Here is a 12,238-nt window from a genome sequence, read left to right as displayed (position 1 = left end):
ATCGGTGAGTTTTAAATAGTAGACATGTCACTTTAAGGCAAGTCTTAAATCATCTTCAATAGAAACATGATTTGTAGGTCTTCCTTGCGAATCAACACTACTTCTATCGATATTCCATTGCCTTGATATTACGCCATTTTGAAGCATTAGAATACGATCTGATAATCTTACAGCTTCCGCAATATCGTGAGTAACCATGATTGTGCTCCAGCCGTTTTGTGTTCTTAGCTTAGCTAGAAGATCTTGCATGTCTAGTCTTGTTAAAGCATCTAATGCGCCGAAAGGTTCGTCTAAAAGCAATAGCTCTGGGTTTCTTACTAATGCTCTAGCTAAAGAGACGCGTTGAGCTTGACCGCCAGAAAGTTGAGAAGGCCATTTGTTGGCGTATTCTTCTAATTGCATTTTGCTAAGAGCATTATTTGCAAGTTTTTTAAGATTGTTTTTACTGTCTGAAAGACCAAAAACAACGTTTTCACCAATTTTTAGCCATGGGATTAATCTTGCATCTTGGAATCCTATAGCCTGCATGTCTGTAACGTTTATATTGCCGCTTGTAGGTTTTAGTAAACCAGATATTACTTTAAGAAGCGTTGTTTTTCCGCAACCTGATCTGCCAATAAGTGAGACAAACTCGCCTTGCTTAATGTTTAAATTAATATCTTTCAAAACCTTATAAGTGTCGTCAAATGCTACTTCAATATGCGTTAAAGAAACACAGTAGGAATTGTTGACATTATTAGCATTATTTTCATTGTTTTGAATGTTCATATTAACTCCTACTGTGTTTTGATTTTGAAAATTATTTAGCGTATTTTAAAGGTTTAGGTTACTTGCTGCAATCCATTACGGAATCATCCAAGTTTGTTGGAGCTTGCTTAATTAAACCATATTTTACGTATTCTTTTGCCTGAACCTTCATCATTTCTAAGCCTTTCTTATCGATTGGCTTAATTGTTGGATTATCGAATTTTTCAATCTGCTTAATGATTGTATCGCTTGCTCCAAGTTGCTTATAAGCATTCCCAATAACATTCTTTTCTTTATGCGACTTATTAGCTTCGCGAACAAGGGCGTTATACATTTTTTTAACGAGCTCAGGATGCTTCTTAGCAAATTTTCTAGAAACAATGTGAATGGTAACATTCATGTTGCCATACTTTTTAGCGTTAACAAGTAATTTTGACCCAGGGGTTGTCATCGCTGCAGCAAGATTCTGATCGAATGAGGAAATTGCATCAATCTGTCCAGATGTAAATGCTGCTTGGAAGTTCTTAGGGCTCATCTCTACTTTATGCACTTTAGAAACGTCTAATCCGCTTTTATCGAATGCGCGGTGAAGCATGTAATCGCCAGTATCACCGTTGTGAATAATAGCAACTTTCTTTCCATATAAGTCTTTTAGTGTTTTTGCGCCGCTTTTTGCGGATGCAACGATTCCTTGAGAATCACCATTGTAATATTCGAGCGCAAATGCAACCCAAGGTTGACCTTCTGCAATCAAATCAATAAATCGTCCAGTTCCAGTAGTTGTTGCATCAGCGCTTCCGCTCATAACTGCGGTAAGACCATCAACTGGAGTGTATGGTCCAGTATAGGTGACTTTTGCTTTTCCAAATTCTTCCTGAAGGAATTTTTCATTTTTTAACGTTGTTAAATAGTTTGCTGTAGAAAGATAAGCAACCCTCATTATTCCCGTATCTTTGCTAGAAGATTGGGAGTTATTTGCAGGTTTTTGAGCTCCGCCGCAAGATGCAAGGGCGATAGTTGCGCAAAAAGCGCATATTGCTGCAATAGAGCGTTTGCTAGCAATTTGTATTTTGAAATTAGCCATGATTTGGCTCCTTTACCTTTATTTTGTGTTTTTCTTATTTGGTTTATTTGGTTGTTGATTAAATTTTGTTGATTAAATTTTTATAAAAATTGACTTATTTTTAAAAGTATCGTTAAAAGTATCTCTAAAATTCACAGAGGATTTTATAAATTCTTTATTTACGTGAATTTCTAAAATCAACTCTTTGTTAAGATTCTCTATTTACTCTGCGTTCTGGCATAAGCCAATATTCGAATATGTTTGCAGTAACTTCTGATCCAAGTCCTGCAATCGCATATAAAATAATGCATGCCATCATTTGATCTGGTCTAAAGAATTGTTGAGCTCTAGAAAGAATATATCCGATTCCTATTGAAGAATTAACTGTTTCACAAGTAACTAAAGCAACCCATGCTACGGAAATTGAAAATCGCAATCCTGTCATAAAATTAGCTAGTGTTCCTCGCATAAAAATTGTTGTAAAAACAGTCGATTTTTTAACGTTATAAGCCTTTGCAAGTTCTATTAGTTTAGGGTCAATGTTCCTTACTCCATCTCGAATATTGACATACATTGGTCCAAAAACACCAAGCGCTATAAGCATTATTTTCATCATTTCGTCCACACCGAGAAAAATGATCAATAAAGGTGCTAATGCTGGGAATGGGATGGATCTGAGCATATGACTTGGTTTATTTATTACTGATTCTCCTATTTTGCTTCCGCCAGAAATGATTCCAGATGGCAAAGCAAAAGCAATCCCTAGAAGAAGACCAGCTACAACTCTAAATATGCTTATTGCAAGAGACGGTAGTAATATTCCTTCGTTGTTTAAGTCAACAAATGCTTTTATTACCTCGCTTGGAGATGGCAAAGCGCGATTTTCGGCAGGAGTTAAGGTTGTTAAAAACCATAAAAAAAGAATCACTACAGTCGAAAGCCAAGCTTTTAAAGAAATAAAAGCTTTATAATGCAGTTTTGCAATCGCGCTAAAAAGGTTATTCATAACGACATTCCCTTCGATAGTTTTAGCTATATCAGGTTCGACGGGTATAATCTCAGCAATTACAATTAAATAATTGCACCCCGTGTCAGTTTGTTATTATCGTATAAAGGCATGGACAAATCGCGAAACGCTTAGATTATATAGGCTTGTATCTTTAACGACTTACGCTACGAAATAACGTCCATAAAACGCATTAATCTTGAATATGTTACACAACCAACAAAATGAATAAGGAGTAGTTGTGGCAGCTATTGAAAGCGTATATGCACGCGAAATTTTGGATTCTCGTGGAAATCCTACCGTTCAGGTTTATTTGGAGACCGAAGATGGCGCTCAGGGCATTGGCTTAGTGCCTTCTGGTGCTTCGACTGGTGAGGCTGAGGCTTGGGAGCGTCGTGATGGCGACAAGTCCCGTTATCAGGGCAAGGGTACTTTGGAAGCAGTTAAGGCTGTTAATGAAGTAATTGCTCCAAAGGTTATTGGCATGGATGCCTCTGACCAGCGTGCTCTTGATGAAACCATGATTGAGCTTGATGGCACTCCAAACAAGGGTAAGCTTGGCGCAAATGCTATTCTTGGCGTTTCTCTTGCTGCTCTTTATGCAGCTGCTGAATCTGCAGAGCTTCCATTGTATCGTTACATCGGCGGAACTAACGGACATATTCTTCCAGTTCCAAACATGAACATCATGAACGGTGGCGCTCACGCTGATTTTGCAACTGATATTCAGGAATACATGATTTCTCCATACGGTTTCGCAACTTACAGCGATGCTTTGCGCGCTGGTGTTGAGGTTTATCACACCTTAAAGAACGTTTTGAAGAAGGAAGGCTTGGCTACTGGTCTTGGTGACGAAGGTGGCTTCGCTCCAAAGATGAAGTCCAACGAAGATTCCTTGAAGTACATCATGGATGCAATCGAAGCTGCAGGTTACGAGCCAGGCAAGCAGATTGGTATTTCCCTCGATGTTGCTTCTTCTGAGTTCTACAACAAGGAAACTGGCAAGTATCGTTTCGACGGCGAAGAGCGCGAATCTGCTTACATGCTCGATTACTACGAGAAGCTCATCAACGAGTATCCAATCGTTTCCATCGAAGATCCATTCCAGGAAGAAGGCTGGGATGATTGGGCAGCAATCACCAAGCGTCTTGGTGATCGTTTGCAGTTCGTTGGCGATGACTTGCTCGTCACCAATCCAAAGCGTTTGGCTAAGGGTATTGAGCTTGGAGCAGCTAATTCCTTGCTCGTAAAGTTGAACCAGATTGGTTCCGTTACCGAAACCCTCGACGCTATTGAGCTTGCAACCAAGAATGGCTTTACTTCTATGGTTTCCCACCGCTCTGGTGAAACCCCAGATACAACCATTTCTGATCTTGCTGTTGCTAAGAACACTGGTCAGATTAAGACTGGTGCTCCTGCTCGTGGTGAGCGTATCGCTAAGTATAACCGCTTGCTTGAGATTGAGGAAGAGCTTGGCTCTACCGCTCAGTATGCTGGTTACAGCGCATTCAAGGCTTGCAAGAAGTATATGAAGTAATATACTAGGGCTTTTATAAGTTCTTCATAAGACTTGTTTAAGCTTTTTAAGCTTTGAGCTGAAGTTTATTTTCGGTCAGCCGCAATAAAATGTGGCTGACCGTTTTTGTATATTTTCAATGATTTCTTAAAATTTTAAAAAAATTTTTCTAAAATTACTTTCATTATCTCCAAAATAGTGCTATTTTTGTGAAAAACTAAAAACAGAAGGAGATGTTTCATATGAGAAAAGTCGCTGTTATAGGCATGGGTAATGTTGGTGCTGCAGTAGCCCATCAGCTCATTATTGGTGGTCACGTTGACGATTTGTATCTTTATGATTCAAATGAAGCAAAAGTTAAGGCTGATGCTCTTGATTTTGAAGATTCAATGGATAATGTGCCTTTTAACGTTAATATTACAGTAAATGATTATGAAGCATTAAAAGACGTAGAAGTAATCGTAAGCGCCTTGGGTCATATAAAACTTTTGGATGTTCCTCATCCAGATCGTTTTGCGGAGCTTAAGTATAACCGTAAAGAGGTTGCAGAAGTTGGTGCAAAAATTAAAGCTTCTGGATTCCATGGCGTTTTGATAGATATCACTAATCCTTGTGATGCTATTTGCCAGCTCTACAAGGAAGCTACTGGACTTCCATACGAAAGAGTTATTGGTACTGGCACTCTTCTTGATTCTGCCCGTTTGCATCGTGCTGTAGGAAAGTTCTTCGGAGTTCATCCTAAGGCAGTTAAGGGTTATAGTTTAGGTGAGCACGGCGATTCACAGTTCGTTGCATGGTCTACGGTAAAAGTGTTAGAGCAGCCAATTACTGATCTTGCTGAGGAAAAGAACATTGACTTGGATGCTGTTGATGATGAAACTCGCGAAGGCGGTTTCACTGTGTTCTATGGAAAGAAATATACCAACTACGGTATTGCTGCAGCAGCTGTTCGTTTAGTGAATGCTGTAATGACGGATTCTAGAGAACAGATGCCTGTATCCAATTATCGTGAAGAATATCATTCTTATCTTTCTTATCCAGCGATTGTTGGTCGAGATGGCATTATTGAGCAGTGCAAGCTTGATTTGACTGAAGAAGAGTTGCAAAAGTTGCAGCATTCTGCAGATACGATTTTGAGCAAGGCTCAAATGGAATAGTTGGGAATCTAAGTTTTAAAAGAATTTTGAGTATGATTTTGTGACCAGCTCCTATATATGGATAGCTGGTCACAATTTTTGTATTTTGGCGTGTATTTTGTTCATATTGTGTAATAATGATTTTTTAGGCTAAAAGTAAATATAAGGTGTATTTACACGTCGAATATTTAAAGTAACTTAGAAGTATGGTTTTGAGAAATCGCCGCACGGCAACAAGTACAGTTGATGAATCAAATCAGCCAAAGAAAAAAAGGCTGTTTTCTGGTTCGTTCGTATTTGTTTTTATGATAGTAGTGGCGTTTCTTTGTTCTATAGAATTTGTTTCAACAATTCGAAATTATGCGTTAAGCTTGGCTGAATTACACGCTTTGCAAAGAGATGAGTCTGCTCTAAAAGACAAAAAACAGGAGTTGGATAATAATATTGATCGTTGGAAAGATAAAGCGTATGTTACTGCACAAGCTAGGGATAGGCTAGGATTCATATTCCCTGGAGAGCAGGCTGTTAGAGTTGAACACCCAGAAGCTGTTACAGGAGTTGTGCCAAAATCATTTAATAAAGATGAATCACAGTATGAAGAAAGAAAAGCTCTTCCTTGGTATAGTGATTTGTTCTATTCTCTTCATAAAGCAGATAAGCCAGATGATATGAGTATGAAATCTCAAAACGATGACGTTAACGATTCTAATAAAGATAAGACTTCTAAGCATAATAAAATGGATAAAAGTCGCCAGCAAAATGAGCATCAGAAAAATAAATCGTCAAAATCTACAGATAAGAAACAGAGTAATACAAGTAGACAGTAGTAAGAAAATATTAAAGTACTTTATTTTAAAATCATGCAAATGCATAGGGGAGTTAAAAACATGGATTTGAATATACAATCCTTAGTGGATAGTTTGTTGGAAAACCCTGCAAGTGATGCAGATAAAGACATTGTTAAACGTCAATTGGGAAGATTCCCTAGGGGCATGGTTGCAGTTGGAGCTAGATGCGCTTGTGGACGTCCTCTTGCTGTTATTACAAGACCATGCTTAGAAGATGGAACTCCTTTTCCAACTACATGCTACTTAACAAGTCCAGAAGCGGTTAAAGCAGCTTCGCATCTTGAAGCACAAGGTTTTATGAAGGAATGCAACAATTTATTGAATAATGACAATGATGTTGCTAAAAAATATGAGCAGGCACATAAATACTATTTAGAGTTTCGTCACGAATTAGCTATTCGATTAGAAGATAGTGAAGAGCATATTAAAGATATGAGTGCTGGGGGTATGCCTGTTCGTGTTAAGTGTTTGCATGCCTTGCTTGCGCAAAGTCTTGTAATGGGCAAAGGTGTGAATCCTATTGGCGATATGGTGTTAAGCAAGGTAAAAAATGAATTTGACCCTAATGTTTGTAAGTGCACTACTCCTTGGAGTGATGATGCTAATGAAATTGAAACTGAGAAATTATTAAATACAAAATCTTTTAACACCAATACAATCGTTGGAACTAATAAATCGGTTTGCGTAGCAGCAATTGACTGTGGCACGAATTCGATTAGATTAAAAATTGCAAAAGTTAATGCTAATGGTATGCGCGATGTTGTTCCTAGAATGCTTAGAGTTGTAAGACTTGGTCAGGGAATTGATGAAACGCATATGTTTGCTGAAGATGCTTTGCAGAGAGTTAAATCTGCTGCCAAAGAATTTGCAAAAGTACTTAGTGAACACAAAATAGATGCTATTCGTTTTGTAGCAACATCTGCAACTAGGGATGCGCTAAACAGAGACGTTTTTGAACAGATGATGTTTGATGAGCTTGGTGTACATCCAGAGGTGATTAGTGGAACTGAAGAAGCTGCTTTGAGCTTTTTGGGAGCAACAAGTGTGGTTTCTAGAAAAGATTTGCAAGCCCCTTATGTTGTTGTAGATTTAGGTGGTGGGTCTACTGAGATTGTTCTTGGTGGAGATGGTGTGAATATTGCAGAAGATAAAGTAGATTCCGCGTATTCAATGAATATTGGTTCCGTTAGAATGACTGAGAGACACTTGCATACAGACCCTCCAACAGAAGAAGAAATTTCTTGTGCTATAAAAGATATTGACAAGAATATAGACGAAGCTTTTAAGCATGTTAACGCTGGTAAAGCTCGCACGATTATTGGTGTTTCTGGCACTGTTACAACTATGGCAGCCCTTGCTATTGGATTAAAGCATTATGACCATAAGGCTGTTGATGGAGTAAAAATCGCGTTGGATCAGGCGTATACAGTTAATGACAGGTTCTTGCATATGACAAGAGAACGTAGACGTACTTATGCCACTATTCATCCTGGAAGAATTGATGTTGTTGGTGGAGGTGCAGTTGTGTTGAGTCGTGTACTTGAACGACTTGCAAAAGCGGCGTATGAAGACCATGGTGGTGTTCTAGATACTTTTGTTGCTAGTGAGCATGGTTTACTAGATGGAATCACGTTAGATTTAGGTCGTAGAATTCTCGCCACACGCTGAGTTGTTTTTAATTGTATTATATGGCATAATAATTGTCTGTTGCCTCCGTGGCGGAATTGGCATACGCATCAGACTTAAAATCTGACGCCCTTACGGGCTTGTGGGTTCGAGTCCCACCAGAGGCACAAATATTACGCTGCGAATTTATTTTTTACGTATTTGATGTTAATTTTTTGTTGCAATTCGTAAAAATTTTGGTTTAATTAATCTCTTTTCTATAAAAATATTTGTTTACAGTCTTGCGTTAATCGAGAATCGTACTAATCTATACCATTAATTGCAATAAAAGCAATAATAAAAATACAAGTAATATCGCAAATTAGGAAAAGAGACATAATGGCTGATTTAGAGGTTGCTCCAGACTTTAAAAATGCCTATGATTCTTACGATCATAGTGATTCTGCTCTGTTGAACAAACTGGCTGGCAATTTTACTGTTTTGCCTAACGATAATCCTGTTTCGGATGCAAAGCGAGCAGAGCTGATTGATAAGCCTGCTTTTGGTCAGATTTTCTCCGACAATATGGTCCATATGTCTTGGACTAAGGGAGAAGGCTGGTCAGATAGACGTGTTGAGCCTTATGGACCATTAAAAATGGATCCAGGTGCTTCTGTGTTGCATTATGCCCAAGAATGCTTTGAAGGTTTGAAGGCTTATAAACGAACTGATGGATCCATCTGGCTTTTCCGTCCAGATATTAATGCGGCACGATTCCAGAATTCTGCTAAGCGTTTGTATTTGCCAGATCTTTCTATCGACGATTTTATTGGATCTGTTGCAGCCTTAGTTAAGCGAGATAAAGAGTGGGTTCCAAGCCGACGTGAATATACTCTTTATATGCGTCCGTTCATGTTTGCTTCCGAGCCGTTCCTAGGTGTGCGAGAAGCTCATGAGGTTGAATATTGTGTTATTGCTTCTCCGTCAGGACCATATTTTAAAGGTGGCTTGAAGCCAGTTAGTATTTGGGTTGAAGATCAGTGGTTCCGCACTGGCCCTGGTGGTACTGGTTTTGCTAAGTGTGGTGGAAATTATGCGGCTTCCTTGCTCGGTGAATACAAGGGTATTGAACACGGTTGCGAACAGGTTTGCTTCGTTGATGCAGCAACTAAGACCTATTTGGAAGAGCTTGGTGGAATGAACGTGTTTGTTTTGCACAAGGATGGTCATTTGGAAACTCCATCTCTTACTGGTAGCATTCTTCCAGGTGTTACACGTCGTTCTATTATTCAGCTTGCAGAAGAAGCGGGTCACAAGGTTGTTGAAACTATGATTCCACTTCAGGGATTGCTTGACGATATTCGCTCTGGTGAGGTCACTGAAGTCTTTGCCTGCGGAACTGCTGCGATTATTACGCCTATTGGTCGCTTTAAGTCAGATGACTTCGATCTTAAGGTTGCTGATGGTGGAGTTGGTGAGTTGACTCAGGCTTTGCGTGATGAATTGCTTGGTATTCAGCTTGGAGATGTTGAAGATACTCACAACTGGATGTGGAAGGTGTGCGACTAGTTAAAAGCTGTTTAAGAGCTATTTAAAAGTCGTTTTAAAGCCGTTAGAGTTTTTAGTATTTGGCGCGTCATTTTTTATGTCTTATAAGAGGTGGCGCGCTAATTGTATGCTTAATTAGTTATAGGCTAATTATTAGGCGGATTTTGTTTTTTAAGTGTTTAACTAACCTTGGAAAGGAAATATTGTGGAAGGGGCTTTAGGAGATAACGTTTTCTTCCTTGTTGTTGAATACATTGCTATGGGTTGCTGCGGAATGGTTGGCGGAATGTGGGCTATTCGCAAGAATTATGATATCTTTGCAATAATCACAACGTCATGGCTTACAGCATTGGGTGGCGGAATTGTTAGAGACGTTCTGCTTGGAGCTTTGCCGCCAGTTGGCATTGCGGATAGGGGATTTGTTTTTACTGGTCTTGCTTCGGGTGTTATTGTTGCTTTCGCTCATCTAGAAATTGATGAGTGGAAATGGCTTATGTTAACTCTTGACGCTTTAGCATTGGGGCTTTTTGCTGTAAATGGTACCGCTAAAGGCTTGGATTTTCACATGTCTGGAATGGCATCCGTGTTTTTGGGTATGGCTACAGCTCTTGGCGGTGGTTTAATTCGAGATATGGTTTTGAATCAAGTTCCTGTAATTGTGCGAGATAAGCATTGGTATGCGTTTCCTGCTGGCATTGGGTGTGTTTTAACAGTATTTGTTGTAAAAGCCCAACGTGCAGGGTGTTTCGATGTTATTACAGAAATGATTTTAGACACGCTCATTGTTGTGCTCGTAGTAACTATGCGATTAATGTCGGTAAAGTTTGATTTAACGCTTTTTGGTGCAATGAACCGCAAATCGCCAATAAAAATAAGTAAATATCGTAGACATAACACATATAATCGTAAAATTTCCGATAAGTCTATGAAAAATACAGAAAAAAATAATCAAAATAAATAGAAAATCTAGTCTAATCTGAATAAATATCGATTAGTGTCTAGACTTTGTCTTTGCCTATCTTAATAATGAAACACATCGACCAGAGGTCGCGCTCAACATGAGTAGCAATCACTAGCCAGAAAGAGGCGTTAAGTGATTTGCAAAAGGGGAGAGCGCCGAAGTTTGTAGTCTATTCTTTCTAGCTTACAAGCTGGGACTTGGCTTAATAGGCCAAGGACTGTCGCAGCAATTTTGGCAATTTGCTGCGGAGTGCTATCGACATGCATACTGTTGCCTGTTTGCCTCTGTTTGAATATTGTCAAAAGGAGGAAACAATGAATAACGACAGTTCATCAACTACTGAATCTCAAACTGTGCATCGCAGTTTAAAAACACGCCACATTTCCATGATTGCTTTGGGTGGAAGCATTGGAACAGGCTTATTTGTAGCTAGTGGCGCAACAATCCACATGGCAGGACCTGGTGGCGCGCTTTTGGCATACGCTGCAATCGGTATCATGGTTTATTTTCTTATGACATCTCTAGGAGAGATGGCAACATATATGCCAATTAGCGGGTCTTTTGCATCATATTCTGGAAAGTTTATTGATCCTGCTTTAGGATTTGCAATGGGTTGGAATTATTGGTTTAACTGGGCAATCACGGTTGCTGTAGATATAAGTACGGCAGCAATTGTTTTGCAATATTGGCTTCCTAATGTTCCAATATGGGTATTTTCGCTAACAGTTCTTGTTGTTATTCTTTTGATTAACATTCTTACGGTTAAGTGCTTTGGAGAAACAGAGTACTGGCTTTCGATTATTAAAGTTGTAACCGTTATTATATTCCTTGCTATTGGTTTGCTTACGATTGTTGGAATTTTAGGCGGAAAAGCGCCATTTCTAAGCAACTTTACACATAAAAATGCTCCATTTGCTGGCGGAATCCCAGCTGTTTTAGGTGCGTTTGCAATTGCAGGATTCTCGTTCCAAGGAACAGAGCTTATTGGCATTACAGCAGGTGAATCTGCAACACCAGATAAGAGCATTCCAAAGGCTGTAAAGCAAGTGTTTTGGCGTATTGTTTTGTTCTACATTCTTGCAATCTTTGTAATCGCATGCATTATTCCATACACAAGCCCAAGTTTGCTTGGATCGGAAGCTAGCGATATTTCTATAAGCCCATTCACTCTTGTGTTCCAGCGTGCAGGATTGGCGATTGCAGCAACAATCATGAATGCCGTTGTGCTTACATCTGTTATCTCGGCAGCAAACTCTGGAATGTATGCTTCTACTAGAATGCTTTACGCTCTTGCAAAAGATAATCACGCTCCAAAGATGTTTGGAAACGTAGATAGAAGAGGTGTTCCAATGCAATCTTTGGTTGCAACGTTTGTTGTAGCTCTTTTAACATTCTTGATGAGTATTTTTGGAACTCAAATTTACATGTTCTTAGTTGCTGCAAGTGGTTTGACTGGATTTATTGCATGGGCAGGAATCGCAGCTGCGCACTACAGGTTCCGCAAAGCGTATATTGCTCAAGGAAAGTCTTTGGACGATCTTGTTTATAAAGCTAAGTGGTATCCATTCGGTCCTATCGTGGCTCTTGTATTGTGCATTTTGGTTATTGTTGGCCAAGATCTTGAATCATTCCACACGCTTAATTGGCAAGCAATTGGCATAACTTATATGTCTGTGCCGCTGTTCATTGTGCTTTATGTTGGATACAAGATTAAGTACCACACTAAGGTTATTCCTTTAGATCAAGTTGATTTAACAAAGTGATTAGAATATAAAAAATGCGCTCAGTGATTTTGCTGAGCGCATTTT

Annotated in this window: 10 protein-coding genes, 1 tRNA gene and 2 riboswitches; of the genes, 8 read left to right on the top strand and 3 right to left on the bottom strand. The window is 39.2% G+C overall.

Translation table 11 applies throughout. The features are described from left to right. Positions 1-27: 27 nt before the first annotated feature. The 3 genes from HXT55_RS04415 to HXT55_RS04405 all read right to left on the bottom strand — a co-directional run bounded on the left by HXT55_RS04415 (position 28) and on the right by HXT55_RS04405 (position 2,816). Positions 28-768: an ABC transporter ATP-binding protein gene (locus HXT55_RS04415; RefSeq protein WP_116692133.1), complete on the bottom strand. Its 741-nt coding sequence runs from the start codon at positions 766-768 to the stop codon at positions 28-30. A 58-nt stretch (positions 769-826) separates the two neighbouring features. Beyond that, positions 827-1,831: an ABC transporter substrate-binding protein gene (locus HXT55_RS04410; protein ID WP_004111826.1), complete on the bottom strand. Its 1,005-nt coding sequence runs from the start codon at positions 1,829-1,831 to the stop codon at positions 827-829. Positions 1,832-2,018: 187 nt separating this feature from the next. Then, the gene (locus tag HXT55_RS04405; RefSeq protein ID WP_116439759.1) at positions 2,019-2,816 is read right to left on the bottom strand and encodes an ABC transporter permease; all 798 of its coding nucleotides are present in this window, start codon (positions 2,814-2,816) and stop codon (positions 2,019-2,021) included. Further along, positions 2,807-2,909, bottom strand: a riboswitch (TPP riboswitch). (Overlaps the previous gene by 10 nt.) A gap of 148 nt (positions 2,910-3,057) precedes the next feature. Here HXT55_RS04405 and eno point away from each other — a divergent pair. From eno to HXT55_RS04365, 8 genes are all read left to right on the top strand, one after another. Further along, a complete protein-coding gene (eno, locus tag HXT55_RS04400) occupies positions 3,058-4,353 on the top strand; it encodes a phosphopyruvate hydratase (protein WP_004111823.1) in 1,296 nt (431 codons plus the stop codon). 221 nt (positions 4,354-4,574) lie between these two features. Beyond that, on the top strand, positions 4,575-5,489 hold the full coding sequence (locus HXT55_RS04395) for an L-lactate dehydrogenase (protein WP_004111821.1): 915 nt from the start codon (positions 4,575-4,577) through the stop codon (positions 5,487-5,489). Between the two features lie 185 nt (positions 5,490-5,674). Then, complete coding sequence (locus HXT55_RS04390; RefSeq protein WP_004115258.1) at positions 5,675-6,295, top strand: FtsB family cell division protein; 621 nt, start codon at positions 5,675-5,677, stop codon at positions 6,293-6,295. A 60-nt stretch (positions 6,296-6,355) separates the two neighbouring features. Continuing rightward, positions 6,356-7,984, top strand: a complete 1,629-nt coding sequence (locus HXT55_RS04385; protein ID WP_180947271.1) for a DUF501 domain-containing protein — start codon at positions 6,356-6,358, stop codon at positions 7,982-7,984. Positions 7,985-8,025: 41 nt separating this feature from the next. Next, a tRNA-Leu gene (locus tag HXT55_RS04380) sits at positions 8,026-8,109 on the top strand. 211 nt (positions 8,110-8,320) lie between these two features. After that, entirely contained in the window at positions 8,321-9,490 is a 1,170-nt protein-coding gene (locus HXT55_RS04375; protein WP_048730269.1) for a branched-chain amino acid aminotransferase, read from the top strand. A 184-nt stretch (positions 9,491-9,674) separates the two neighbouring features. Beyond that, positions 9,675-10,430 (top strand): trimeric intracellular cation channel family protein, encoded by a 756-nt coding sequence (locus tag HXT55_RS04370; protein ID WP_048730267.1) that lies wholly within the window; start codon positions 9,675-9,677, stop codon positions 10,428-10,430. Between the two features lie 71 nt (positions 10,431-10,501). Further along, positions 10,502-10,693, top strand: a riboswitch (Lysine riboswitch). 51 nt (positions 10,694-10,744) lie between these two features. Beyond that, complete coding sequence (locus HXT55_RS04365) at positions 10,745-12,193, top strand: amino acid permease (RefSeq protein ID WP_004117983.1); 1,449 nt, start codon at positions 10,745-10,747, stop codon at positions 12,191-12,193. Positions 12,194-12,238: the final 45 nt, after the last annotated feature.

Origin of the sequence: Gardnerella sp. KA00718 (assembly GCF_049244285.1) — a bacterium.
Taxonomy (GTDB): domain Bacteria; phylum Actinomycetota; class Actinomycetes; order Actinomycetales; family Bifidobacteriaceae; genus Bifidobacterium; species Bifidobacterium vaginale.
This window is presented reverse-complemented; position numbering and strand designations above follow the sequence as displayed.

What these genes read in the sequence shown, in the direction of transcription:
- HXT55_RS04415 (WP_116692133.1), bottom strand. Translation starts at nt 768, where the DNA reads ATGAACATTCAAAACAATGAAAATAATGCTAATAATGTCAACAATTCC.
- HXT55_RS04410 (WP_004111826.1), bottom strand. Translation starts at nt 1,831, where the DNA reads ATGGCTAATTTCAAAATACAAATTGCTAGCAAACGCTCTATTGCAGCA.
- HXT55_RS04405 (WP_116439759.1), bottom strand. Translation starts at nt 2,816, where the DNA reads ATGAATAACCTTTTTAGCGCGATTGCAAAACTGCATTATAAAGCTTTT.
- HXT55_RS04395 (WP_004111821.1), top strand. Translation starts at nt 4,575, where the DNA reads ATGAGAAAAGTCGCTGTTATAGGCATGGGTAATGTTGGTGCTGCAGTA.
- HXT55_RS04390 (WP_004115258.1), top strand. Translation starts at nt 5,675, where the DNA reads ATGGTTTTGAGAAATCGCCGCACGGCAACAAGTACAGTTGATGAATCA.
- HXT55_RS04385 (WP_180947271.1), top strand. Translation starts at nt 6,356, where the DNA reads ATGGATTTGAATATACAATCCTTAGTGGATAGTTTGTTGGAAAACCCT.
- HXT55_RS04375 (WP_048730269.1), top strand. Translation starts at nt 8,321, where the DNA reads ATGGCTGATTTAGAGGTTGCTCCAGACTTTAAAAATGCCTATGATTCT.
- HXT55_RS04365 (WP_004117983.1), top strand. Translation starts at nt 10,745, where the DNA reads ATGAATAACGACAGTTCATCAACTACTGAATCTCAAACTGTGCATCGC.